The following is a 26516-nucleotide window of genomic DNA, read 5'->3' on the forward strand; positions in this document are numbered from 1 at the left end:
GAGGTGCGTCCCTCCTCTCACCTCTTCACGCTGTCCACCCCCACGGGCGACGCAGTGAAGGCCCAGGTCGTCCCGCTGCGTCGATAGGCGGGCCGAAAGTGGCCGGGGCCGGTCAGTGGCGGGAGTGGCCAGGGCTGATCAGAGGGTGAGGAGCACCTTGGTGGCGCGCCGCTCGTCCATGGCCTTGTAGCCCTCCGCGGCCTCGGCCAGCGGCAGGGTGAGGTCGAAGACCCTTCCGGGGTCGATCCTGCGGTCCCAGACGAGCTGGATCAGATCGGGCAGGAACCGGCGCACCGGGGCCGGGCCGCCTTCCACGTGGATGCCGGCGAAGAACAGGTCGATGCCCTGGATCGTGACGTCGTAGTTGACGCCTACGAAGCCCAGGTGCCCTCCGGGGCGGGTGGCGCCGATCGCCTGCATGGTCGACTCCTGGGTTCCGACGGCCTCGACCACCGAGTGAGCGCCGAGGCCGCCCGTGAGTTCCTTGATCTTCGCGACACCCTCGTCACCGCGCTCCTCGACGATGTCGGTCGCGCCGTAGAACCGGGCCAGCTCCTGCCGCTCGGGATGACGGGACATCGCGATGATCCGCTCCGCGCCCAGCTGCTCGGCGGCGAGGACGGCCATCAGGCCGACCGCGCCGTCGCCGACGACCGCGACCGTCCTGCCGGGGCCGGCGTCGGCCGCGACGGCGCCGTACCAGCCGGTGCCGAGCACGTCGGAGGCGGCCAGCAGCGAGGGGATCAGCTCCGGGGCCGGCTGCCCCGGCGTGGCGACCAGGGTGCCGTCCGCGTGGGGGATGCGGGCCTTCTCGGCCTGGGTGCCGACGGTCTGCGCCACGAATTCCCGGTGCACGCAGCCGGATTGGTAGCCCGAGCGGCAGATCTCGCAGGTGTTGTCGGAGATCACGAACGACCCGACGACGAAGTCGCCGACCTTGACGTTCTTCACGTCCGAGCCGACTTCCTCGACCACGCCCGCGTACTCGTGTCCCATGTTCGTGTGATCGGCGGGCTCGACCCCGCGGTAGGGCCACAGGTCGGAGCCGCAGATGCAGGTCGCGGTCAGCCGGACGATCGCGTCGGTGGGCTCGACGATCTTCGGGTCGTCACGGTCCTGGACCCGGACGTCGCCGGCCTTGTACATGACTACGCCACGCATACCTGAATCTCCTTGCTTCACGTGCTCACGTGCTTCACGTGTACCGGCGCCGGCGGAGCCGAATCATTGCCTGTGGGCGCAGCGAGTCACTGGCGATCGGCGTACTGGCAGTACGCCGATCTGGCGGACTCGGTCGTACGGTCGCGTTGTCGTACGGTCGTGCGTGAGTCCCACCCTCGGCTTCCAGGGCGAACCTCCACTCTCGCCCTAGCTGTGCGCCTGATAGGAGGCGAACTGGTCGAGGAGGCGCTTCAGGGAGTTGTCGCCGAACATCAGCTCAAGGTTGGCGGCGGACTCGGCCGCCGATGCCTGGCTGCGCGGGAACAGAGCGTTCTCGTAGGCGGCCAGGGCGGCTTCGGTGTCGCCGGAGTGGGCAGCGATGGCCTGGCCGAGCTCGGCGCCGTCCAGCATCGCGAGGTTGGCGCCCTCGCCCGCGAACGGTGACATCAGATGTGCGGCGTCGCCGAGCAGCGTGACGCCGGGGACGCGTTCCCAGCGGTGCCCGACCGGCAGGGCGTTGACGCGGCGCGGAACCAGCGGGCCGTCGGCGTCGGCGATCAGCGCCCGCAGGCCGTCGTACCAGCCGTCGAAATGCGCCAGGACGGCGGACTTGGCGGCCGCGGTGTCGGTGAAGTCAATGCCGTCGATCCAGTTCTCGCCTGTCGTCAGGGCGGTATAGACGTGCAGGCTGCCATCGGTTTCCCGGTGCGCGAGGAAGCCCTTGGAATCGCCGAGGCTGATGAAGAAGCCACCCCCGATCAGGGTGGCGCTGTGGGGATGGCGGGCGTCGGCGTCCAGGAGGTCGATCTCGATGAAAGAGACGCCGGTGTAGGCGGGGACCGCGTCGGAGACCAGTGGCCGGATCCTGGACCAGGCGCCGTCGGCGCCGACGAGCAGGTCGGTGGTGACGGTGGCGCCGTCGGCGAAGATCACCTCATGGCGGCCGTCGCCCAGCGGCCGGGCGCCGGTGGCCTTGGCATCCCAGCGGACGGTGCCGTCGGGCAAGGAGCCCAGCAGCAGGTCTCGCAGTTGTCCGCGATCGACCTCGGGACGGGTGCCGTTGCCCTCGTCGGTTTCCTCCATACGGACCGTGCCGTCCGGGGCCATGATCCGCATCGCCTCCCCGCCAGGGTGGATCAGCGCGCGGAACCGTTCCTGCAGGCCCGCCGCGCGCAGCGCGACCTGGCCGGAATCGTCGTGGATGTCGAGCATGCCGCCCTGGGTGCGAGTCTGCGCGGAGGCCTCCAGTTCGAACACGGTCGCCTGGACGCCGTGCGTGTGCAGCACGCGTGCCAGGGTCAGGCCACCGAGGCCCGCTCCGATGATGGCGATGGGGTGATGTGTGGTCATGTTGAAGCTCCGGTTGATGTTCGGGCTGGGGCGGGTGGAGGAGACATTCGGGCGGGTCAGCGCCTGTCGGGCCGTGCGGTCTGCTGAATTCCGTTGATCAGCGCGCGGAAGCCCCAGTCGAGACGGGCCTTGCCGGGTCCGGAGAACAGCTCCTCACTCAGCGCTCTCAGCTGCGGGTGGGTACGGTCCGAGGCGCCGCGTACCGCTGCCATCAGCGCGTCCATCTCCTCCTGAGCGTCGGGCGCCGCGTACCGGGTGGACTGCTCGGCCGCGGTCGCGGTGGCCATCTGCAACAGCACGTCCACCCCCCACGCCGCCCGGCCGCCGGGCACGCCGCCCTCGGCAAGCAGCGCCAGCAGTGCCTCCAGCAGATCCAGGTAGTGCCGCCCCGACGGGCGGGTCACCAGAGCCGAGCGCGCCAGCCCCGGGTGCTCGAAGAGCACGGCGGTGTAGGAGAACAGGATCCGTACCAGCCGATCACGCCAGTCGGCCTCGGCCTGGGCCTGGACCGGCCCCAGATCGACCTCGCCGAGCAACTCGTCCAGTACGGCCGCGTGCAGCTCGGCGGTGTTGGCGACGTAGACGTACAGCGAGGCCGGGCCGGTATCCAGTTCCCGGGCCAGCCGACGCATGGTCACCCGCTCCAACCCCTCCCTGCGCATCAACGCGACCGCCGTCGCGACGATCCACTCCCGGCTCAGCGCCGGCTTGGCGGGTCGCTCGCGGCGGCTGAAGGACTTGTCAGAACGCGTAGTCATACTCTCAAGCGTAACGAACGCGTTCGTTACGAACAAGTTCGGTGAACTGTGCGGCCCGCCGATCCCTGCCAGCTGACCGCGAACCGCCGTCGCCAGGGGCGCGCTCTTCGCCGTCGGCGCAGTCGACATCCGTACGGACTTGTGGAGGCGACCAGGGCGCGTATCGGGGTGCCGACGCCCGCTTCAGAATCTCGGTCGCCCGTCGCAATTCAGCGTTCTCGCACCGCCCAGCCGCTCGATCTCCACGGCCTCCTCCGACGAGGTGCCGGGACGCCGGCCGGCGTCCACCTCATCGGCGCCTGCCAGGTGCGCGATGCGAGCCGGGCCTCCGCGCAGGAACCGGACTTCGATGTCCGCCGCTCGGTGGGTGTCACTTCCGTGGGCTGGAGCAACCAGAACGCAGTCCCGAGTACCGGTCAGCTCACGCTCAGTGGCATCCATGTGGCCCCGTCGGTCCTGACCGACCTGCGTGCGCAGACTGGTGGAGCCGCAGAGCGCCGCCTGGCCATCGGGCCCTTCCGCTGCTGGGACTCCACTTCGCCTTCAGACGGCGGAGGGCGGTTCGAGGGGATCGATGCTCTGTTCCGCCCAGATCGTCTTGCCGGTGGGGGTGGGGCGGGTGCCCCAGCGTTGGGTCAGCTGGGCGACCAGGAGCAGGCCGCGGCCGCCTTCGTCGTAGGTGCGGGCGCGGCGCATGTGGGGGGCCGTGTTGCTGGCGTCCGACACCTCGCAGATGAGGCTTGTGTCGTGGATGAGGCGTAGTTCGATGGGCGGCTTGGCGTGCCGGATGGCGTTGGTGACCAGTTCGCTGACGACCAGTTCCGTGATGAAGGCGGCGTCGCACAGACCCCAGGTGGCCAACTGGCCGACCGCGTTCTTGCGGGCCTCGGCGACGGCGGAAGGCGTGGGGTCGACGTCCCAGGCGGCGACGCGGTCGGCGTCGAGCGCCCGGGTGCGGGCGATGAGCAGGGCGACGTCGTCGGCGGACCGTTGGGGGAGTACGGCCTCCAGGACCGTGTCGCACAGGGCGTCCAGGGATGCGGCGGGAGCCGAGAGAGCCAGACGCAACCGGGACAGACCCACGTCGATGTCGTCGGCCCGGGATTCGACGAGGCCGTCGGTGTAGAGAGCGAGCAGACTGCCTTCCTGCACTTCTGTCTCGACCGACTCGAAAGGGAGGCCACCGAGGCCCAGTGGGGGTCCTGCCGGAAGGTCGAGGAGTTCCGCGGTGCCGTCCGGGCTCACCACGACCGGCAGCGGGTGCCCGGCCCGGGCGAGCGTGCAACGGCGGGAGACGGGGTCGTACACGGCGTACAGGCAGGTCGCGCCCACGTCTCCCGTGGTCTCCCCGCTGCCGGTGGCCCGCTCTGTGTCTTCCTCGGTGGCCAGGCGGCCCACCAGGTCGTCGAGGTGGGTGAGCAGTTCGTCGGGCGGCAGATCGATGTCGGCCAGGGTGCGTACTGCCGTACGCAGCCGTCCCATGGTCGCGGAGGCGTGGATGCCGTGTCCCACGACGTCGCCCACCACCAGCGCCACCCTGGCCCCGGACAGCGGGATCACGTCGAACCAGTCTCCGCCCACGCCGGCCCGGGCGCCGGCCGGCAGGTAGCGGTACGCGACCTCCACCGCCGCCTGCTCGGGCAGGCGCTGCGGCAGCAGGCTGCGCTGCAGGGTGACAGCCGTGGCGCGTTCGCGGGTGTAACGCAGGGCGTTGTCGATGCTGATCGCCGCCCGGGCCGCAAGTTCCTCGGCCAGTACCAGGTCGTCCTGCTGGAACGGATCGGGGTGCCGGTGGCGGATGAAGACGGCGACGCCCAGGGTGGTTCCGCGCGCCGAGAGAGGCACCGCCATCACCGAGTGGACGCCGAAATCGCGGATCCGGGAGCGCCGAAGCGGGTCCTGGACCACCCAGCTCGCGATCGCGGGCTCGCTCACCTGGCGCAGCACGGCGTGTCCCGACCTGATGCTCTCGACCGGCGGGGAGCCGTCGGGGTACTCGTCCACCTCGCCTGGCACTACCACCGCCTCGGGGTTTCCCGGATACACGGACCGATGGGCGATGCGCCGCAGTGCGAGGGGGCTGCCCGCCGCCGGCATCGCCGGGAACTCCTCGTGCGGGTCGTCGAGGGACGCCAGCAAGTCGACGCTGATGAAGTCGGCGAGGTCCGGGACCGCGACGTCCGCCAGATCCTGCGCGGTCCGCGTCACATCCAGCGTGCTGCCGATGCGCTTGCCGGCCTCGGCGATCAGCTGGAGGCGGGTGCGGGCCCAATACTGCTCCGTCATGTCGTGCCCGGTGGAGGCGACGCCCAGGACACGGCCGTCCGGGTCCTCCAAGCGGTAGAGGTGGACCGCCCAGGCGTGCTCACGGGTCTCACCGGGGGCACGCGCATGGTTTTCCATGTACTGCGGCTCGCCGGTCTCCAGCGCCCGCCGCATCAGCCGCTCGACCTCTCCGGCCATGGGGTCGTCCAGCACGTCGGACAGCCGCAGCCCGCGCATGTCGTCGTCGCTCAGGCCCAGTACGCCGAGCGCTGACCGGTTCGACCGGCGGAAGCGCAAGTCCGTGTCATGAACCGACGTCGCGCAGAACGGGGACAGAAGGAAACCCTGCCTCAGGAGCGCGTCGTCGTCGGGGTAGGGCTGCGACCCGGTCACGGCGGAGACCAGGAGCCAGTCGCGGACCCCGGTGTCCGGCGTCCTGCGATGCGCTACGACCCTGGCCTTGACGCGGTGGCCGTCACGGTGCCGGAGAGCGAGGGTGCCGTGCCACCTCGGCAGCTCAGGAAAGGGCGGGAGATCGCTCGCCGTGGGGGCATCGGCGAGAAGTGAGGCGGCCGGCCGGCCCAGGATCTGCGTCGCCGCGTACCCGAGCAGACGTTCGGCACCCTCGCTCCAGCCGGTCACGGTGCCGTGCTCGTCGACGGTGGCGCGCGCGGTGAGCGCGTCAGGGACAGCATCCGGGCCGGAGATCACGCCCGGGTCGTCGACGACATGCCGCTCCATAGCCGCTCATCTCGCTCTCGCGCTCTCCCCACCGATGGTGCCACCGCTCGGGGCTCGTGTCGCCACGCCGCTCAGCTGGGTGTGCGCCGGCCGGGGCCGTCCGGCGCCTCGCCGGGCAAGCGCTCTGCAACCGCTCGATTGCCAGACGGTCTACGGCGGCCGGTCGGCCCCGTCGGCGGCCCGGAGCGAGGGGGTTCACCTCGTGGCTTCCTGACCGCAATACCGCGATCTCCGACACCGGCGCGGCCTTCCTGCTGCGCTCCACCCGTAAGCGGCGCCCGGCCATCCGGCATCCGCTGCCCGACGGTTCCTACCGGGATTCGGGAGCAGTTCTGGGCCGGTGCGCCGGGCGTGACTGGCAGAGGTCGTGGCGGGGCTCACCGCGACGATGGTGCGCGCCGGGTGTCGGTGGCGTGCCGACCCGCCGGCCGGCCAGACGCAGGCTGTTTCAGCAGCACGCGAAAGCGGTGCGCTGTGGGGTAGGGAGACAGGTCACCAGTAGTGCCGACGGCCGGCGACCGCGTGCCCCATGGAACCCATGATCCACAGGACCGCGCCGATGACCGCCAGGATGATCCCGATCGTCCACAGGATCGATATGCCGGTGACGAACCCGACTACCAGCAGGATGATTCCAAGGAGGAGCATGATCGCCTCCAATGCGCAGTAGTGCTGCTTTCACTGTGGACCGCAGCGCCCCGATAGGGAAGTACCAGCTCTACCTGAATCACATGCCCTCTCAGCCCCATCGAGTTCCAGGAGAAGCGCTACGCCAACCAGGTAGCAGCCGAACAAGTGAGCCTGAATCACGTGGACCCGCCCTGACCAGCTAGTCAGCCTGCCCGCACAGCGTAGGCACCTCAGGCCGCCAGGTGGTGTGATCGGTGCAGAGTGCCGGTTCGGCGGCCCGTGCTGGTATGCCCACAGACGTCTGCCGGCCAACAACGATCCGGGTTCTCAGGCGAAGAATGAGCTTGGAGCCAGCACCCCGAGCGGTGCGGCACAGGGCACAGTGTCGTCCACGCGAGCATTCACGCCCGGACCAACGCGTGATCAAGACTTCCGACACAGCCCACCACCCTTTCGGGCCACACTGCCGCACACAACGGCGCGCCCGTCCCCGGCCGCCGGTCAGGGCCGGTCGGCAAGGGGATGGCGCAGGGTCTCCGCCTGTCGCGATGGCCTCCAAGGTAAGCCGGCGAGCGGGGATGCAGTGTCCCAGCCGGTGACAGGTGACGGACGCGAACGGGCCCAGCCTCCCGGCGATCTTGCCCGAGGTCCCACAGGATGGTGCCAGTTGCCCGGCCACGGGAATGGCCGGCGGCATGCTTCCCCATGAGCGGCCCACGTACAGGCCGCCTGCCACCCCCCAGGAGCACCCCCATGACAGTGATGACGGAATCGCTCGTACCGGCCTTGGAAGACGCCCGTAAGGCGCATGAGGCAGTCGTCGACCGGTTCAGGGCGGATGTGACGATCACCCCACCCGGCCCGCACCGGCAGATGCTCGAGCGTCAGATGGACGACGTCCAGGACAGCCTTCAGCGCATCGAGGACCAGGTGCGCGAACTGCGGCCACGCAACGGGCTGGTCGAAGACAGCGTCGAGCTCGCACGGTTCATCTCCCGCAGCGCCACGCGCACCGTCATGCTGCCGCTGACGGTGGGGTCCGCGCTCGTGACGGAGCTGCTGCGCGGACGGCGGCCGAACGACGAACGGCGGCTGCTGAGGAACGCCCAGGACGAGTACGCGGTCGCCGCCAGGGCGCTGGCGGCCTGCCGGGCCGGCCAGAGCATCGCCGAAGAGACCCGCGATCAGGCGACCGCCGAGCTGCTCGCCATGCTGCGCGGCCAGGACGAGGAACTGCTCGAAAGGCTGGAGGACAGCGTCACCGATCACGCGCGGGCCGTGGTGGCCGCGGCCAACGGAGTCGTCCGGGAGAACGGCGGTGGCTGGGCCGACGCCGCCGCGCGCGCAGTGCGGACCGCCGCCGCCCGAGTGCAGGACGTCGCGCAGACCGGCGGCAGGCGGGCCAGGGGTACGGCCGAGGGCGCGGTGCGGGAGATGCCTCGTGCGACCCGCGTGGCCGAAGGAGTCCGGGGTGCGGTGACCCGGGAGCAGGAGCTGCCGATCGCCCGATTCAGCCAGCTCAGTGTCGACGAGATCAAGCAGCAGCTGCGCACACTCTCCCAGTCGGACCTGACGGTCATCGAGGGATACGAACGCACCCACGCCAACCGGCCCGGAGTCCTGGACGCCATCGAACAGCTGCGCGGCAGCGAACCCTGGGACGGCTACGACACCATGAACCCCGACAAGATCCTCGCCCAGTTGCAGAACGTCCCCTCCACCGTCGCCCGCCAGGTGCTGGAGTACGAGCGGCTCCACCAGCAGCGCCAGGAGGTTGTCTCCGCCGCCGAAACACGCACCGCCCGCTGAGCTGAGCCGAACAGACGGACGTCTGCCGCCCGCGGATGATCACAGGGCAGCGCGGTGCGCTCCTGGTGTCCGGAGACGGAAACCCATGAGCAGCCCTGGAGCCGTCACCGGCTCCAGGGCTGTCTGGACCTACCCCTGGTCGGGTGAGGTGTCGGTCCGTTCTCCGGCTGCGATCTCGATGCGGCGCGGCTTGACGGTTTCCGCCTTGGGTACCTTGACGCTCAGCACGCCTTCGCTCAGCGTCGCCTCGACGCCTTCGGCGTTGATCTCGCGGGGCAGGACGGCACGGTACTCGAACTGGCCGGCGCGCCGGGTGGAGCGGCGCAGGACGCCCGTGCGCTCGCGTTCCTTGAACTCGCCGCTGATGACCAGCTCGCGGTCAGCCATCTCGATGTTGATGTCGTCGCGCTTGACGCCGGGAACATCGACCTCGATCTCATAGGCCTGGTCGGTCTCGGATACGTCGGCCAGTGGGGCGAGGCCCGTGCCGCCGGTGGGTCCGCCGACGGTGGACTCGAGGAGACTGCCCAGGCGGCCGAAGATGTCGTCGAACTCCGCGAGCGGGTCCGTTGACCAGCCGGGGAACCGCCGCTCAGCGAGTCTGCCCTGGCCGCGGCGTACAGGAAGAGTCATCACAGCTCCCATTCGTGGTGCATATGCGTAATTTGTTGCATATGGGGTGCCCCGGAGGGGTGATCGCGACACGTCTTGAGGGCGCCCTGCTGATGGTCCGCTGCTCCCTTCTTCGCCCCGATTCCGCCCAGCGTGGCCGTCTGGGCGGCCTCCAGCGCCTGGCGTCCGGCCGGCGATCGGTTCCCCAGCACCTTCACGACCACATTTCTGCGGATCCCGCGCCACCTGGCGAAAGGCCCCGCCGGCTCCCGCTTCGGCGCGGTCACCGGGGGTGAGTACGGGCAGCGCGGCCGGTCGCGGCCCGGCTGGGTCCGGGGTGCGCAGGCGGGGACTCAGGCCGCCGCGCAGCAGGGAGGACTTGCCGCCCATGCCTGCCTCCCCGTGGAACAGGCCGAAGGTTTGCACGTCCCGCGGCCTGCAACAGCAGGACAAACCAGAGCGGTTGTCCTTGGGCACGCGGCAAGGCGTGCTGCTGACCTGCGGCGTGTCCATTGGTCAGGGTGGCTGAACCGGCTGCCCATTCAATGTCGGGGCCGCTGAACTCGAGTTGCAGGCACCGGCCGGGACTGCCGGACAGGTCGTCCATGGGTCGGCTGTCCGCTCCGTGACGGGAGAAAGGTCGAACATGACCGCACTCAAGTCCGCACTCGCTGCTACGACACTCGCGCCACGATGCGGGTGCCGAGGCGTTGGGCTTGGTGTGGAAGGCCTTGTGGGGTCGCGGGTGACGCTGCGTCCCTTATTCGACTGACAAGGAAACAGGCAATGGTTCACACCGAGAACTCGCTCCACAGCAGGCACGAATCGGGAACCCACGCATGACAACGTGCCAGCAGCACCCAGAAGTACAGGAGTTCGGGGAGTACGTGCGCTTACGGCAGGACGCTCTGCTGCGCACTGCCCGACGGCTGGTCTCCGACCCGTTCGACGCACAGGACCTGCTGCAGACAGCACTCGCACGCGCCTGCAGTCGCTGGGACGGCATCACGAACAAACGGCTCGCGGACGCCTACCTGCGCCGCGTCATGATCAACACACGCTCGGAGTGGTGGCGAGCCAGGAAGCTGAAGGAGGTGCCCACCGAGCACCTTCCGGAAGCACCGGTCGACGACATCGCCGAGCGGCACGCTGACCGCGCCCTGCTGATGGACGCCATGGAGTCCCTGTCGCCGAACCAGCGTCGTGTCGTGGTGCTGCGAACCTGGGAGCAGATGTCCACGGAGGAAACGGCTGCCGCCCTCGGCATGGCGACCGGCACAGTCAAGAGCACGCTCCACCGCGCGCTCACCCGGCTACGCCACGAACTGCAACACCGCGACCCCGATCCCGTTTGACCGAAAGGGAAGTGGGTGGGACAGGTCCCGGGTGGCGGACGAGGGGATCGGGCGCCGCTGGTGCTCCTCGCGCGTCGGCCGGGGCCGCCCCGCTGCGCCGCCGTCAGAGCGGCGGCGTCAGGTGGGGCAGCAGCCTCCTCGAACGCCGGCGCGTGACTGGATCAGCTTCGGCCGCTGTGCGGCAGCAGTTCGGGGCTTGGGTGGCTCATTGGCCCTTCTCATGGAACCGGTCGATCAGGCCGTGGGCTGTGTTGTCGGCGGAGTCGATCCCGGGCATCTCGTCTGCGACGGTCTCGGCGCTGCGGGTGAACATGGCCTCCTCGTAATCGGTGAGCGCCGTCTCGATGTCGTCGGGGTGCGCGGCAAGGGCTTCACCGAGTTCGGCGCCGTCGAGCATGGCCAGGTTGGCGCCCTCGCCGTTGGGAGCCGCGAGGTGGGCGGCGTCGCCGAGCAGAGTCACCCCCGGCACCCGGTCCCACCGGTGCCCGGTCGGCAGAGCGTAGAGGGAGCGCAGGACCGGCGCGACATCGCTGTCGGTGATCAGCGCGGTGAGCTCCGGTGCCCAGCCGTCGAATTCCTGCGCGATCCGCGCGGTGGCCGCGGCGGCATCGGCGAAATCGATGGCGGCGAACCAGTCCTGCGGCTCGGACAGCCCCACGTAGGCGTGCAGAGTGTCGTCCTTTTCCCGGTGAGCGAAGATTTCCCGGCCCGGTGAAGGAGCGATCAGCATGCCGCCGCCGACCGCTTTCGCGGCGGCCGGGTGCCGGATGCCGGCGTCGAACAGGTAGGTCTCGACGACCGATTTACCGATGTACTCGGGTGTGGCGGTGGACAGCAGCGGCCGGACCCGTGACCACGCGCCGTCCGCGCCGACCAGCACGCTGGTGACGACCGTGCCGCCGTCGGCGAACGTCACCTCGTGGCGGCCCCCGCCGAGGGCACGGGTGCGGCTGACCTTGTGCCCCCACCGCACGGTGCCTGCCGGGAGTGAGTCGAGCAGGACCTGCCGCAGGTCGCCGCGCTGCACCTCGGGGCGTCCGCCCGTACCGTCGTCGGCTTGATCGAACAGGACCGTCCCGTCCCGGTCGAGGACCCGCACCGCCTGGCGCCCCTCCAGAACGATGGCGTGGAACTCGTCCATCAGCCCGGCCGCCTTGAGTGCGAGCTGCCCGTTGTAGTCGTGGATGTCGAGCAATCCGCCCTGCGCGCGCGCCGAGGGGGAGGACTCCGCCTCGTACACCGTGACCGGTATGCCGTGGACGTGCAGGACGCGGGCCAGCGTGAGTCCGCCGAGTCCGGCGCCGATGATCGTGACCGAGGTGTGCATGGTGGCTCCTTCGGGATCGGGCCGCCCGGTGAGCTCCGGCCGGCTGCCTCTGGAAAGGTGCCAGCGCCCACCGACGAGCCACCGACACCCGACCGACAGCCCCGACAGTGCTCCGACATGCCACCGACACCGCGGATCAGCGGGCTGTCAGGTGGCCACGCCCACTGGTTGAGTCCCCAACCAGTGGTGGCAGAGTGGAGCGACTTGTTCCGCCCTGTGGAGGTAATCCCGTATGCGTCTGCTGCTCATACGCCATGGCCAGACTCCGTCCAACGTCAAGCACTTGTTGGACACCGAGGCACCGGGGCCGACGCTGACACCGCTGGGACAGGAGCAGGCTGCCGCGCTGCCGCAGGCTCTGGCGGCGGAGCAGATCGATGCCCTGTACGCCTCCACACTGGTGCGCACCCAGCTGACGGCAGCTCCTCTGGCCGCCGCGATGGGGCTGGAGGTCCAGGTCCGGGACGGGATCAGGGAGCTGGCTGCCGGAGAGCTGGAGATGCGTGGCGACGACGACGCTGCCGCCGTCTACCTCTCCACCGTCTTCGCCTGGTCCGAAGGCGACACCGGCCGCAGGATGCCCGGCGGCGAGAACGGCGTGGAGGCCCTGGACCGCTTCGATGCTGTGGTCGCCGAGGCAGTGGGAACAGGGGCGGAGACGGTGGCCATGGTCAGTCACGGCGCGATGATCCGGATGTGGGTGTCAGCCCGAGCAGCCAACGTCGATGTGGCGTACGCGTCCAGCCACCCGCTGGGCAACACCGGCGTCGTCGTACTCTCCGGCTCGCCGGACCCCGGCTGGCAGGTCCTTCTGTGGGAGGGACTCCCGCTCGGCCCGGAAGGAGATTTCCCTGAGGACAGTGGCCCGGCCGGCGCGGCCGCTCCCGGTCGCTGAAGGGCTGCTTTCTCTTCCTGCTCAACCTGGCTGCCGCGCCGCCCCTGTGGACACGTGGCGGCCTGCGAGTCGACAGCCCCCGGCCTTCGAGAGGAGACAGCAGGCGGGCGAGGTGCAGCCGGTAGCACAGGCGGGCGGGCAGGCCGGGTCGGTAGCACAGCAGCCCGGCCACCCAGGTCCGTCCCCGGCTGCGACCGGGCACTTTGACTCTCCGGGTGATGCGCTTCGGCCCCAAGTGCGGCCCTTGGGCGGCCGGCCCGTCACGCCCGCTTCGCGTCCACGGCACGCTCACCGAAGTCGAGTTGCCGCTCACGGCACCTGCGTGAACTCGCCCGCCACCTCGTTCGGCGCGCTCCCTGGGGGCCAGAAAACGGGATTACCGAACAAGCTGGTTCAGGATGTGGCAGGCACGCCCGACCCCGTCCTCGGCTGTCAGTGCACGGCCCAGCCGACGGGCCGCCTCGGCATGGCCGCTGTCCCCGCTGACAGCTCGCAGGCGGTCGGCGAGAGCGGAGACGGTGAACTGCCGGGACGGCAAGGGCTTCGGCCCCACTCCGAGGCTGTGGACCCGGTCGGCCCAGTAGGGCTGGTCGCCGAAGAAAGGGCAGACCAGGGACGGCACTCCGGAACGCAGTGCCGAGGCAGTGGTGCCCGCACCGCCGTGGTGGACCACCGCCGCCATACGGGGGAACAGCCAACTGTGGGGCGTGTCTTCGACCACGAGCATGTCGTCATCACTCGTGGAAGGGTCTCCGGCCAGGACTCCACGCAGTCCCGCGCGTCGCAGTGCGGCGCGTACGACGCGGTCGGTGGCCTCGGGGTCGCTGGTCCGCATGCTGCCGAAGCCCACGTACACGGGCGGCGGTCCGTCGTCCAGGAAGCCGAGCAGGCGCCGGGGCGGTTTCCACAGCGGCTGTTCGTGGTGCCAGAAGCCGGTCATGTGGACGTTGGGTCCCCAGTCGGGCGGCCGGGGTACGACGGTGGGGCTGAACGCACACAGCACCAAGGCCCGGCGGACTCGGCGGCGAGGGCCGAGGGGGGACAGGGCGGGAAGGCCGAGGTCCTCCCTGCGCCACGTGTTGATGAACCGACGGCACACCAGCCACGATCCCAGGTCGACCGCCTCGAAGCTGAGGCGGTTTCCGAACGAACCAAGGAGTCGCGCGGCCGGCGTGAACGGGTGGGGGAAAGCTCCCGTGGGCTGGCTGGGCTGGAAGTGGATGATCGCGTGCGGGATGCGCAGATACTGGCTCAGGTGGACTCCGAGGAGACCGAACGTGGGCGCCAGGACGAGATCGGCTCCCTCCGCACCCGCCTGGGTCTGTGCGAGCAAGCGGGAGAACAGTGGCCGCATGATCCGGTCGATGCCGCGGACGAAGGCCACCGGGTTGCGTCGGCCGGCCAGCAGTTCCTGCCCTTCGGGAGAGTCGATGATCTCGCTGGGGTCCGCCGGGAGAGAGCGGAACTCCAGTCCCGCCGCGGTGATCAGTTGCTGGTAGCGGGTACTGGCAAGCAGACGGACGGCATCGCCCTGGCGGGTCAGTGCCCTGCCCAGGGCCACGCACGGCTGGACGTCCCCACGCGACCCTGCGGCGAAGATCACTACTGTTCGGCCCATGCCTCCCTCGATCCTGGTCGTACGCGTACCGCCCCGCCGGGACGACCGTGAGGCGGACAGCGCGTCCCGCCCACGGAGGAGGGCCGGGGTCGTTACGAGAGTTCCTCCATCATCGTGGGCCAGATCTCGTGCAGTTCACGCTGCCAGTAGGGCCAGGAATGCGTCCCGGGCTCGTAGAGGTCCGTCGAGACATCGACGCCGGCCGAGTGGAGCGACTCGGCGAATTTCCTCACCGATGCCGGAAGTGCTGTTTCGGCTGCCGAGCCCGCCAGGATGACCGGGAGTGGATGGCCCTCGTCCATCGGTCCGGGCGTTCCGTCTCCCGCGGACAGGTGCACTCTCGTGCCGAGGAAGGCGCGTGGCCTGGCGGCCGGGTTGTGAGCCTGCCAGATGTCGTCGTGTTCCTTCGGGTCGCCCCAGACCTGTTTGAGGTCGGTGCCCTCCATGGCGGAAGTGAGCCCGAGCAGGAAACGCACGGAGGGTTCGTCGAGGTCGACGTACGAACTCATGGACGCCACGTACTGGAACATTCCCGGGTGACGCGCCGCGTAGTTGAGCGCGCCGAAGCCCCCCATGGACAGGCCGACGACGGCACGGGACGAGTTCGCGCGGAACTGCCTCTCCATGAGCCGGACCAGTTCGACGGTGTGGAACGTCTCCCAGCGAGGCCTGCCGGCGTACCAGTCGGAGTAGTAGCCGTGTTTGCCTCCGTCGGGCATCACGACAAGAACCTCGGAGTTCTCCGCCAGTGCCTCGACGTCCGTCTCGCGCGTCCAGGAGGTGTAGTCGTCCTCCCCGCCGTGCAGCATGTAGAGCACGGGGAACGTGCGTCTCCGCTCGCTCCTCCAGCTTTTGGGGAGGATGACGCGGACCCGTACGGAGCTTCGCATGGCCCGTGACCGGACGGTCATGTCCAGAGTGCGGGCGTCGAGTTGGCGGACGGCCGTGATCCGGGCGCCGGTGTCGGCCGACCGGGACCCTTGCTCCGCGCCGTTGCCGGCCGCGGCTGCCCCGGTGCCGTACAGCGGTGTGAGGATCAGGAGACAGGCCAGGAGCGAGCAGCCGGTGAGGCGTGTCCGGCTGGTGAACGTGGTTCGGGCAGATGGCATGGGCTGTGTGACTCCTCGGGCCGCATGTCTGGGGGTCTTGGCCTCCTGCGTCCCGGTCTGCTGCGACGAGATGAGCTGCGTGCGCAACGCGTTCGATGCCGCGATGCCTTCTGAAGAGGCTCGACGGTCGTGTCCTGGAGGCGGCAGCGAAGCTCTCTGTACCAGCGGGAATCAGGAGCAATATCGACATACACGTGCATACCGTGCCGAGATCGACTATCGAATACCAGCCGACACACCGTTCTTATGTAAATACGATCAACTGTCACGCTGGGTCGGCTGGAGAGGGCGGACGTCTGCCGCGTCGCGTGTGACCGTCGTTCCGACCGAGGCTCCGGCCTTCCGCCCCACACCTGGTCGGTCCTCCGGCATGCCGTTACGCCCTTCGCGCACCGGCGCGCATGCCGTTCCACCCGTTGCTGACCTGGGTTTTCCTCGCGGACGAGAGTCAGATGAGGGACTGTGCGGTTGCGGCGCGACGAAGCAGGCAGCTTGCTTTGTACAAGTGGCGGGGACCATCAGCCGGCGAACTGAAGGGCAGCTCACGCAGCCCGGGAAATGGGGAGAACTCGATGAGCACGACCATGTCCGAAGCCGTCATCGCGGGTGCCGACGGGGCCACGCTGGAGAAGCTGCCCCTGCCCGAACAGTTCCCCGCGGCGACGGTGCGTCTGGCGGACATCCAGATGTTCCAGGACACCGACGACAAGGACGTGCGCAAGTCCCTGTCCGTGGACCGGGTCCCGATGCCCGAACTGGCTCCGGACGAAGCGCTGATCGCGGTGATGGCGAGCTCCGTCAACTACAACACCGTGTGGACCGCGATGTTCGAGCCGCTGCCGACGTTCCAGTTTCTGAAACAGATGGGAAAGGCCGGCGGGTGGGAGCGGCGCCACGACCTCCCCTACCACGTCGTGGGGTCGGACGCCTCGGGCGTCATCGTGCGCACGGGGTCGTCCGTGCGCAAGTGGAGGGTCGGAGACCAGGTGGTGGTGGCGACAGCGTACGTCGACGACCAGGACCACGAAACACACCGGGACGGCATGCTCGGCCACGGACAGAAGGCGTGGGGTTTCGAAACGAACTTCGGCGGACTGGCGCACTACGCGATCGTGCGGGCCAGCCAGCTGATGCCCAAGCCGGCACTGCTCACCTGGGAAGAGGCGGCCGCCAATCCCCTGTGTGCCGGCACGGCGTACCGCATGCTGGTCAGCGATCGCGGCGCGCAGATGAAGCAGGGCGATGTGGTGCTGATCTGGGGTGCGACCGGCGGGCTCGGATCCTACGCGGTTCAGCTCGTCCGCAACGGAGGCGGCATTCCGGTCGGCGTGGTGAACTCCCGCAAGAAGGCCGACCTGTTGCGGTCCCTCGGATGCGAGGCTGTCATCAACCGCTCGGAGATCGACGAGGGTGACTCCACCCTGCTGCAGCGGCCGGAGGGTTGGAAGAAGCTGGGCACCGCTGTGCGTGACGCGGTGGGTGACGACCCGCACATTGTCTTCGAGCACGTCGGCGAGAAGACATTCGGAGCCTCGGTCTTTCTCGCCAGACGCGGAGGGACGGTGGTCACCTGCGGTTCCAGTACCGGATACCAGCACACCTATGACAACCGCTACTTGTGGATGCGGCTCAAGAGGATCATCGGGAGTCACGGGGCAAACCTGCATGAGCAGTGGGAGGTCAACCGGTTGTTCAGCATGGGCCGTTTGCTGCCGGCCCTGTCGATGACGTACACCCTGGATGAGGTCGCGACGGCCGTCAGGAGTGTTCAGACCAATCAGCACATCGGCAAGGTGGGTGTTCTGTGTCTCGCTCCGCGCCCGGGGCTGGGGGTGACGGACCCGCAGGCCAGGGCGCGAGTGGGCGAGGACCGTCTGCGCGCCTTCCACAGTGAGCCGACCTGGGTTTCGTAGCGTCGGGTTCATGTGATTTCGGGAGGTGGCCGGGGCGGCCGGTGAACGGTGGCACCCGGCCTCCTGCTCCTCGGCGGGAGACGGCCGACAGCGGACTGAAGCGTTCGGGCACACGTCGACCGAGGTGTGTGTAGTGCCTGATGCGGCACCGGCCAGGCACGGATGCCTCCTCGCGTTCCGACAGCACGGAGGAAGCCGGTTGACCGGCCGCGGGCGGGCCGGCCGATCGCCCCGAGACCGGTCGCTCGCCGCGCCTGTCAGTCGCCGTGTCCTTCGAGGGCTTTGGTGAGGTGCTGCGCGATGACCTCGACATGAGGCGGGTCGATGAGCGACAGGTGGTCACCGGGGACGGGTACGACCTCGAGCGACGGGCACAACGGCGCCCATCCGAGGTCTGCCTCGCTGCGCACGTAGCGGGGGTCGAGGGCCGTGGTCAGCGGCTGTGCCTCCTGGGCGCGATAGAGCACGATGTGACCCGGATACCGCTGAGGCTCGTACCGCTCTCCCACGCGCGCGTCGATGTAGGACGTTCGCTGGTGCTCCATGATTCCCGGGCTCATGTCGAGGCCGGCTTCGGCAACGAGCCGCATGACCACGTCGATCTGCTGCTCGTCAAGCGTGGCAGCCAGTTCCTCGTAGGGCAGGTCGAGTCTGCGCCCGTACGTCTTCTCGATGTACTCGGCGAAGCGCCCGAACCGTTCGATGAGCATCTCCTCGGATTCCAGCCCCGGCAGAGCTGCCGGCAGGATGGTGTCGATGAGGCCGAGGAAGCCCACGGTGCTGCCCGTCTCACGGAGCTGGCGGGCAACCTCGTAGGCGAGGCAGCCGCCGAAGGACCAGCCCAGCAAGTGGTACGGGTCCTGCGGCTGGAGTTCCCGGATGAGACCGATGTAGTGGGCGGCCTTCTCCTCCATCGTCCCAAGGGAGTCCACGCGGTCGAATCCGTACACCGGCTGCGTGGCCGGAAGCAGTTGGACGAGTGGCCGGTAGACCGATGTCGGACCGCCGGCGGGGTGAAAGGTGAACAGGGCGGGGCGGTGCGTGCCGGGCTGGACGTCGCGCAGGACACGCAGCACGGACTCGCCGGTTCCGTTCATCTCGGGCCGGATCAGCTCCGCGAGGGTGGCGACGGTGGGGTGGGCGAGAACACGCTCCGCGGTGAGACCCGGGGCGGTGGCATCCAGGCGCCGACGGATGCCCTCCACCAGGTCATGAGCGGTGCGCCGGTCACCACCGGCGGCGATGAAGTCCTGGTTGACGTCCGCCGGCCGTCGTCCGAGGATCTCGCTCCAGACGCCGGCCACCAGGCGTTCCGCGGCATCGCGAGGATCGAGCGTGGACGGCAGCGCCGGGCTCGCCCCGGCGCTGACGCCCTCCCGCCCGGTGTCCTCCGGTTGTTCGCCTGCCGTCGCGTCGCACGGATCGGTCCGCACCAGACCCAGCTCCCGCAGCACCGCGTCACCGAGGGCGCGAAGACTGGCACCCCGCAGAAGGAGAGGAGCGGGCAACGCCACCCCGAAGTCCTGCTTGGCGACGTTCTGGATCCGCACGGTCATGAGGGAGTCGAGGCCGAGGTCGGTCAGCGGCGTGTTCTCGTCCAGGTCCTGGGCCGCGCGTCCCATGACGGCGGCCGTACGCCTGACGAGACGTTCGTAGACCTTGGCGGGGGCTGCCTCGCCGAGCGCCTGGATGCGCCCCGGGCCGTCCCAGTCGTCGGGGAGACCACTGCCGGTCAGAACTCCCGCGAAGAACGGGACCGCGTCCAGTCCGGGGAAGGCTTCCAGTGCCCGGCGGATGTCCAGATGCACCACGCCGGTGTGCGTCCTGCCCCGGGTGGCGAGGGCCTGGAGGGCCTCCATTCCTTCGGTCAGGGTGATGGGTTCAAGAGCCAGGGCGGAGTTCACGGCGGGTTTCAGCGTTGCCGCGCCCACCTCGGCCCAGGGGCCCCACGCGATGGCGGTCGCCGGCAGGCCGACGGCCCGGCGGCGGCGGGCATGAGCATCCAGCCACGCGTTGGCAGCCGCGTAGGCAGCCTGCCCGGGGGATCCGAAGAGCGCGGCGGCGGAGCTGAACGCCAGCCACCAGTCGAGAGCGTGCCCGGCCGTGGCCGCCTCCAACTGGAGGGCTCCGGTGACCTTCGGCCGGACGACCCTGTCGATGTCGGACGATGACAGGCCCGTGATGATGCGGTCGTGGAGTACCGCCGCGGCGTGCGCGACCCCGCACAGGGAATGTCCTTCGGACAGGGCCGCCTCGACCAGCCGCGCGGCCACACCGGGTTGAGCGACGTCTCCCCGCACCACGACGAAAGAGGTGCCGAGCTCGCCGAGTTCGGTGAGGACGGCCTGCGTCGCGGGGCCCGGGGCACGCCGGCCGTTCAGGACGATGCGGCCGGCGCCCTGCTCGGCCAGCCGTCGCGCCGTCACCAGGCCGAGGCCGGTCAGTCCGCCCGTCACGATGTAGGCGCCGTCGGGACGGGCGAAGGGCACTCTGACGGATGCGTCATCCGGATCCGCGGCAGCCAGTCGGGCAACGAAGCGGGTACCCCCGCGCCAGGCGACCTCGTCGGCATCGCCGTCGCAGAGCAGTTCCTGAGCCAGGTCGTCGACGAGACCGGGCTGCAGGTCGATGTCCACAAGAGTGGTACGCAGAGCGGGATGCTCGAGGGCCAATACGCGCACGAGACCGCGCAGAGAGGCCAGGTCGGGGTTCCCCGTCTCGTGAGGAACTACTGACTGGGCACGCTCGGTCACGAGCCACAGCCGGGGAACCGACAGTTGCCGCGGATCGGCGGCCAGACGGCGGGCGACGTACGCGGCGGCGTGAAGCTCGCGACACGCTCCGGGCGGTTCGGTGCCGTCCGTCAGGAGCATGACCAGGGCGGCTCGCCCGTTGTGTGTCTCTGCGCGCCAAGCGTCCAGCAGGCCGTCGAAGGAATCAGCCCGGCAGTCCGCGACCGCGACCTCAACGCCTTGTTCCTGGAGTGCCGACTTGAGGGGCGTGGCATGGGGGTTCGTGCTGCTGTCGGACCGGTCCGTCACCAGGAGGACGTGGGTCGGGGGAGAGGGGAGGGAGACAGGTGCTTTCTCCCACTCGATCTCAAAGGTGGCTTCTTCGAGCGGCTTCGGGACCTCGCCCGGCCCGATGGCCCTCAGCCGCATCTCGTGGGCCACGATGAACTCGCGTCCACCGGCGTCCTGCGCGTGCAGGTCCCACACTCCGCTACGGGGCGATCGGCCGGCGGCGTCCCCGGTGGCCGATTCGCCGGTACGCGGCAGGCACTGGACCCGGCATTCGGCAGGGGCAGGAGCCTGCAGCCGTACCTGCAGCGACCCGACGGAGACCGGAACGTCTTCCGTTGCGGACGGTGCGGAGTGCGTCCCAGCTGCCTCGCTGTCCGTGCGGCCCCGACGGGCCGGTGCGTGCAGGACGGCGTGGAGGAGCTGTCCGTGCGGTCGTAGGTCCGGTGCGTGTTCCTCGGCGGCGGGGACGGGCAAGCCGACCTCGAAGGCAGCGGTACCTCCCGGTTCCCGAGGCGTCAGTGGTTCGGGTTTGGTGAGAACACGGGCCGAGGCATGGCACAGCCAGGCGCCGGAGGCGGATCGAGAGTGGATGCCGACGGTTGCCTGATCGCGTCCCTGCGGCTCCCAGACGGTCGTGACAGGTGTGCCGGCAGAGATCGGCAGCCAATGGTGAACCGCCAGGTTCTCGACGCGTACCGCATCGATGTCCGTGGGGCTCGTGGCGGTTGCCGCCGCGATCACGAGTTCCGCGCACGCGGGCAGCGTCAGAACGCGCCTGCCGTGCAGTATGCCCGGCTGCTGGTCCCAGCCGTGGGTGCCGATGTCCCCGTGCCACAGGACACGGCCGGTGCCGGGATCCTCCACCCGCACACCCAGCAGGGAGTGGCCGCCCGCACGGGACGGCCGCGTCGCCGGGGTGCCGCGACGGAACCAGTGAGGGACATGACGCCAGGGAGGGCTCGGCACGGTCACCCGCTCGCCGCCCGGCCACAGTTGTCGGGCCGGACCCTCCACTCCCGCCAGGTGGAGTTCCGCGAGCGCGGTGCGCAGGTGCACGCTTTCATCGCTGTCGCGGCGAAGGGTCGGCAGCACGCGACCGTGCCCCGGGGCCACCGCGTCAAGCGTCTCGGTGATCGGGACGAGAGCAATGGGGTGCGGTGAGATCTCCAGGAAGAGGTCGTGGCCGTCGTCGGCGGCGGCGGCCACCGCCTGCTGGAAGCGAACGGGCCGGCGGGCGTTGGCGCACCAGTAGTCCGCGTCCGCGCGGACGTCGGCGCGCGGGTCGTCGAGGACCGTCCCGTACCAGGGGATGGTCGCGGTGTGCGGGCTGATGCCGTCGAGGGCGGCGCGCAGCGCTGGAAGGACCGGATCGACTGCCGGTGAATGTCCGGCGCCGCCGACGGGGAGGAGGCGGGCGAGTCGCCCCTGCGCCTCGACCTCGTCGACGATACGGGCGATCGGTCCACCGGGACCCGTGACCGTGCACCGCTGCGGCGAGGCGTACACCGCGATGCCGACATCCGGGTAGCGGCCGAGGACCTTCGCGCGGGCTTCCTCCGGCAGCTCCACGGCAGCCATGGCGCCGGCTTGCTCCTGGTCGATGGCCGCGAGCCGGGTGGACCGGGCGAGGATCACCCGCAGGCCGTCGCGGGTGTCGAGAGCGCCGGCGAACACGGCCGCGGTCACTTCTCCCATCGAGTGTCCGATGACAGCGGCGGGTTCGACACCGTAGGCGCGCAACGCCTGGGCCAGGGCGAGTTGCAGGCCGAAGAGGAGCGGCTGTGTGCGGTCGACGCTCGCTCCCTGGTCCGTGCGGGAGATCTGGTCCGTCAGGGAGGTGCCCGTCTCCGCCTCGAAGACCGGGTCCAGTTCGCCTACGGCAGCGGCGAAGACGGGATCTTCGCGCGCCAGCCGGCGGCCCATCCCGGTCCACTGGGAGCCGTAGCCGGAGAAGACCAGAACCGGTCGGCGTGGCGTCCTCCGGTCGGCTTCGGACGCCGGTGCCGTCCGTGGGGGCACGACGCACGTCGGTGTTTCGCCCTTGGCGAGCGCTACGAGTGCTGCGGTGAGGTCGTGCAGCCCCCGGCCGATGACGGCTGCGCCTGCCGGTCCCCGGCGCCGGTGTGCCAGCGTGTGGCAGACGTCGGTGAGCGACAGAGCACCGCCCTGTGCGTTCAGCCACTGGGCGAGACCGGTGGCGACGTCGCCGAGCCTGTCCTGTGAACGTGCGGTGACCACCAGGATGTGCGGCACGCCCTCGGGGGTTTGCTCCCGCACGGCCATGGTGCCCCGGCGGACGCGGCGGGGCGTCTCGGCGGGCAACGGAGCCGGCCGAGGCGCCTGTTCGAGGACGGCATGGGCGTTGGTGCCTCCGAAGCCGAAGGCCGATACACCGGCCAGAGCCAGGCGCCCGCGTCCGGTCGGCCAGGGAGTGGGCTCAGCGACGACGCGCAGGCCGAGTTCCGCGAAGTCGATGTGCGGGTTGGGGCTGTGGAAGTGGAGGCTGGCAGGCAGCTTTCCGTGGTGAAGCGAGAGCACCGTCTTGATCAGGCCGACGATCCCCGCCGCGCCCTCGAGATGTCCAAGGTTGCTCTTGACCGAGCCGATCAGCAGCGGTCGGTCGGCCGGGCGGCCACGGCCCAGGACGGCACCCAGGGCTCCTGCCTCGATGGGGTCGCCCAGCAGCGTTCCGGTGCCATGGGTCTCGACGTAACCGATGTCGGCCGCATCCACGCCGGCATCACGCAGAGCGCTGCGCAGCACCGCCTCCTGGGCGACCGGATTGGGTGCCATGAGCCCGGCCGAGCGGCCGTCCGAGTTGACCGCCGTTCCGCGGATGACGGCCAGAATCCTGTCGCCGTCGCGCTGGGCGTCGGCGAGCCGTTTGAGGACGACGACGCCGCATCCCTCCCCGCGCACGATGCCGTCGGCCCTCGCGTCGAACGGCTTGCATCTGCCGTCCGGTGCCAGCGCTCCGACCTGGTCGAAGTTGGCGGTGATGGCCGGCGAGAGCAGCACGTTGACCCCAGCGGCCAGAGCGGTGTCGCATTCCCCGTCGCGGAGACTGCGGCATGCCTGGTGCACGGCGACCAGGGACGAGGAACAGGCGGTGTCGATCGTCATGCTGGGGCCGCGCAGGTCGAGCAGGTACGACATGCGGTTCGCGGCGATGCTGCCTGCCGCCCCGGTACTCGTCCACGGCGTGACCCCTGACAGGTCGGCTGTGGTCAGATGTCCGTACTCGAGCGCGCTGAGACCGACGAACATGCCGGTGGCGCTGCCTTGGAGGGCCGAGAGCGGGATTCCCGCGTGATCGAGGGCCTCGTATCCCACTTCGAGCAGGAGTCGTTGCTGGGGGTCCATGACGTCGGCTTCTCCGGGCGTGATCCCGAAGAAGTCCGCGTCGAAGCCCTCGATGTCATCCAGGAAAGCGCCCCAGCGAGTGGTGCGTGCCAGTACTGCCGCGGTCTCGGACGCCCCGTCGTCGAAGAGCTGCCAGCGGTCTTCCGGGACTTGGCCCACTGCGTCCGCACCGGCGAGCAGCCCGTCCCAGAAGGCGTCAGGTCCGCTGACGCCGCCGGGGAGACGGCATCCGGCACCGATCACCGCGACCGCGTCGACGCTGGTGTGGTCGGTGGCGTCGGTTTGCTCGGCCGCGGTCGGGGTGCGGGTGTTCTGTCCTCTCGGGTCTCCTGACGCCAGGCTGCGGACCAGTTGCTCGATGCTCGGGTTCTCCCACACCAGGGTGGCGGGGAGTGTCCTGTCGAGCAGCTGTTCCAGCCGTCCACTGAGACCGACCGCGTCGCGTGAGGTCAGTCCGTACTCGGTCAGGGGACGTTCGCCGTCGAGTTCGTCGCCGGGTACGCCGCACAGATCCGCGACCAGACGACGCAGCATGGAGCGAACCTCGGCGGCGGTCGGCGTCTCGGTACCCGGTGATCCCGGGGGAGACGCGTGCTCCGTTCTCGTCGGCTCGGATCCCGCGTCCCCTCCATGTGTGGTGGTCATGCTGTACGGGATCCCTCCAGTGCCGCGTGCTTGACAGCAGTCCAGGTGCCGGCGAGGTATTGCGCACGGCAGGCGCTGCGGGCCACTTTGCCGCTGGTGGTGCGGGGTACGGCGCCGGGTGGGGCATAGACGAAGTCGTGTACGGCGATACCGTGGGTGACGGAGACAGCCCCGCGTACGGCTCGGGTCACCTCGTCGAGATGTGCGTCCGGGTCGGTGACGGCAGGCGAGTGCTCGGCGACCACGACCAGCCTTTCGCCCTCGTCGGTGGACACGGCGAACGCGGCCGTATGGTGACGCCGGATGGTGGAGTGTGCGTTTTCCACGGTGAGTTCGATGTCGTGCGGATAGTGGTTGGTGCCGTCGACGATCACCAGATCCTTGATCCGGCCGGTGACGTAGAGCTGCTTCTCGTGCCAGATCCCCAGGTCGCCCGTGCGCAGCCAACGCTGTGCCGGATCGGCCGGGTCTCCGCCCTCCATGACGGCGCCGAAGGACTCCCCGTCCGGCGGGCGGCCCCAGTAACCGCGTCCGATGTTCGGGCCCCGTAGCCAGATCTCCCCGACCTTCCCGTCCTCCTGCGGGCGGCGGGTGGCCGGATCGACGATGGCCACTTCCTGGTCGGCCGGTCGGCCGCAGGCGACCAGTTCGGTGATGGATCCGCCGTCGGCCGGTTCAGCGACACGCGCGGTCCCCTGCGCCAGCAGGTCCCGGTCGAAGGGGGTGACGGTCGGTTCCTCCCCGGCAGGCGACGCCGCGACGAAGACGGTGGCTTCCGCGAGGCCGTAGGAGGGGCGCATGGCCGTCCTGCGGACGCCGGACGGCGCGAAGGCTTCGTGGAAGCGCTCGAGAGTCCGCGGACTGACGGGCTCGCTGCCGTTGATCATGCCCGCGACCGATCCAAGGGACAGGCCGGTCCGTTCCTCGGGTGACACCCGGTGAACGCAGTAGTCGTAGGCGAAGTTCGGTGCGGCTGTGAGGGCCCGTTCATACTGCGTGAGCAGGCGGAGCCAGCGGACCGGTTGCTGCACGAAATCCAACGGATCCATGATGACGGATCCCATGCGGCCCACGACCGGCATGGCGAGCGCCAGCATCAGACCCATGTCGTGGTACAGCGGAAGCCAGCTCACGGCGCAGTTGCCACTTCCGCCCACGCCATACGCGTCCAGCGCCTGGCGTGCGTTGACGCAGACGTTGGCATGGGTGATCTCCACCCCGGACGGCGTCCTCGTCGATCCGGACGTGTATTGCAGATAGGCGCAGTCCTCGGGCCGCGGCTCCCTGTCTGTCCGAGCCTCCGTACCCGCCGTCGCTGCGGTCTGCGTCAGGGCCTCGACGGTCACGACGCGCACACCGGAATCGATCCCATGGTCCGTGCAGAAATCAGCCACCGCTTCCCGTTGCCCGGGGGCCGAGATGGCGAAGGAGGGTGCCGCATCGGCCAGCACGGCCGCCAGTTTCTCGCCGTGGCCCGGCAGGTCGGGCGGGAAGAGCGGTACGGCGATCGCGCCCGCGCAGACGGAACCCAGGAATCCGATCACGTAGTCGAGGCCCTGCGGTGCCACGATGGCTACGCGCTCGCCAACCGCACCCGCCCGGCGAAGCCCTGCTTCCACCGTCCGAACCTGTGTGTCCAGTTCCTTCCACGTCAGCTCGACGGAAGTCCCGTCCCTGTTGGCGCCGAATTCCATGAAGGTGAACGCCGTTTCATCGGGCGCTTGCTCGGCGGAAAGGGCCAAATGGCGGCTGAGCGTGTCGCCCATGGCTGACGACATCTGATCACCATGCCTTCATTGGGGTCGGACAGCATGACAGGGCTTTCCCGCGGTTCGGCCGATTGACCATCCGAGGCGCGCTCCGTGCAGCACTGGGAAGCAGGGGTGCGGGCGGGCTTCCGTTCGTTCCGGCAATGCCGGAGAGCCCATATTCAGAGGCAGCA

At 69.7% G+C, this 26516-nt stretch carries 15 protein-coding genes; 4 read left to right on the forward strand and 11 right to left on the reverse strand.

Features of this window, described 5'->3' with window-relative positions; all coding sequences use genetic code 11:
* Nucleotides 1-138 precede the first annotated feature (138 nt).
* The 5 genes from ACIBK3_RS34915 to ACIBK3_RS34935 form a co-directional block, all read right to left on the reverse strand.
* Nucleotides 139-1161, reverse strand: coding sequence for a zinc-dependent alcohol dehydrogenase family protein (locus tag ACIBK3_RS34915; protein ID WP_399371604.1), 1023 nt, complete (start codon nt 1159-1161; stop codon nt 139-141).
* A gap of 207 nt (nt 1162-1368) precedes the next feature.
* Nucleotides 1369-2511, reverse strand: coding sequence for an FAD-dependent oxidoreductase (locus ACIBK3_RS34920; protein ID WP_399371605.1), 1143 nt, complete (start codon nt 2509-2511; stop codon nt 1369-1371).
* Between the two features lie 56 nt (nt 2512-2567).
* A complete protein-coding gene (locus tag ACIBK3_RS34925; protein WP_399371606.1) occupies nt 2568-3269 on the reverse strand; it encodes a TetR/AcrR family transcriptional regulator in 702 nt (233 codons plus the stop codon).
* Between the two features lie 543 nt (nt 3270-3812).
* Nucleotides 3813-6275 carry a SpoIIE family protein phosphatase gene (locus ACIBK3_RS34930; protein WP_399371607.1) on the reverse strand — a complete coding sequence of 821 codons (2463 nt, stop codon included), beginning with the start codon at nt 6273-6275 and terminating at the stop codon, nt 3813-3815.
* Nucleotides 6276-6767: 492 nt separating this feature from the next.
* Complete coding sequence (locus ACIBK3_RS34935; RefSeq protein WP_099054574.1) at nt 6768-6923, reverse strand: DUF6131 family protein; 156 nt, start codon at nt 6921-6923, stop codon at nt 6768-6770.
* A gap of 735 nt (nt 6924-7658) precedes the next feature.
* Here ACIBK3_RS34935 and ACIBK3_RS34940 point away from each other — a divergent pair.
* The gene (locus ACIBK3_RS34940) at nt 7659-8714 is read left to right on the forward strand and encodes a hypothetical protein (protein ID WP_399371608.1); all 1056 of its coding nucleotides are present in this window, start codon (nt 7659-7661) and stop codon (nt 8712-8714) included.
* 129 nt (nt 8715-8843) lie between these two features.
* On the opposite strand, the gene ACIBK3_RS34945 is transcribed toward ACIBK3_RS34940, so the two are convergent.
* Nucleotides 8844-9347 carry an Hsp20/alpha crystallin family protein gene (locus ACIBK3_RS34945; protein WP_399371609.1) on the reverse strand — a complete coding sequence of 168 codons (504 nt, stop codon included), beginning with the start codon at nt 9345-9347 and terminating at the stop codon, nt 8844-8846.
* Between the two features lie 818 nt (nt 9348-10165).
* On the opposite strand from ACIBK3_RS34945, the gene ACIBK3_RS34950 reads away from it, so the two are divergent.
* Nucleotides 10166-10681: a SigE family RNA polymerase sigma factor gene (locus ACIBK3_RS34950; protein WP_399371611.1), complete on the forward strand. Its 516-nt coding sequence runs from the start codon at nt 10166-10168 to the stop codon at nt 10679-10681.
* A gap of 205 nt (nt 10682-10886) precedes the next feature.
* On the opposite strand, the gene ACIBK3_RS34955 is transcribed toward ACIBK3_RS34950, so the two are convergent.
* Nucleotides 10887-12008, reverse strand: a complete 1122-nt coding sequence (locus tag ACIBK3_RS34955) for an FAD-dependent oxidoreductase (protein WP_399371612.1) — start codon at nt 12006-12008, stop codon at nt 10887-10889.
* Between the two features lie 232 nt (nt 12009-12240).
* On the opposite strand from ACIBK3_RS34955, the gene ACIBK3_RS34960 reads away from it, so the two are divergent.
* Nucleotides 12241-12903: a histidine phosphatase family protein gene (locus ACIBK3_RS34960; protein ID WP_399371614.1), complete on the forward strand. Its 663-nt coding sequence runs from the start codon at nt 12241-12243 to the stop codon at nt 12901-12903.
* 376 nt (nt 12904-13279) lie between these two features.
* Here the strand turns inward: ACIBK3_RS34960 and ACIBK3_RS34965 are convergent, their stop codons facing one another.
* Entirely contained in the window at nt 13280-14521 is a 1242-nt protein-coding gene (locus ACIBK3_RS34965; RefSeq protein ID WP_399371616.1) for a glycosyltransferase, read from the reverse strand.
* A gap of 92 nt (nt 14522-14613) precedes the next feature.
* Complete coding sequence (locus ACIBK3_RS34970) at nt 14614-15630, reverse strand: alpha/beta hydrolase (RefSeq protein WP_399371617.1); 1017 nt, start codon at nt 15628-15630, stop codon at nt 14614-14616.
* A gap of 572 nt (nt 15631-16202) precedes the next feature.
* On the opposite strand from ACIBK3_RS34970, the gene ccrA reads away from it, so the two are divergent.
* Nucleotides 16203-17543 (forward strand): crotonyl-CoA carboxylase/reductase, encoded by a 1341-nt coding sequence (gene ccrA, locus ACIBK3_RS34975; RefSeq protein WP_399371618.1) that lies wholly within the window; start codon nt 16203-16205, stop codon nt 17541-17543.
* A 257-nt stretch (nt 17544-17800) separates the two neighbouring features.
* Here the strand turns inward: ccrA and ACIBK3_RS34980 are convergent, their stop codons facing one another.
* A complete protein-coding gene (locus ACIBK3_RS34980; protein WP_399371619.1) occupies nt 17801-24463 on the reverse strand; it encodes an SDR family NAD(P)-dependent oxidoreductase in 6663 nt (2220 codons plus the stop codon).
* 107 nt (nt 24464-24570) lie between these two features.
* Complete coding sequence (locus ACIBK3_RS34985; protein ID WP_399371621.1) at nt 24571-26352, reverse strand: fatty acyl-AMP ligase; 1782 nt, start codon at nt 26350-26352, stop codon at nt 24571-24573.
* Nucleotides 26353-26516 lie beyond the last annotated feature (164 nt).

This window comes from Streptomyces sp. NPDC050287, from assembly GCF_044459385.1.
GTDB lineage: Bacteria > Actinomycetota > Actinomycetes > Streptomycetales > Streptomycetaceae > Streptomyces.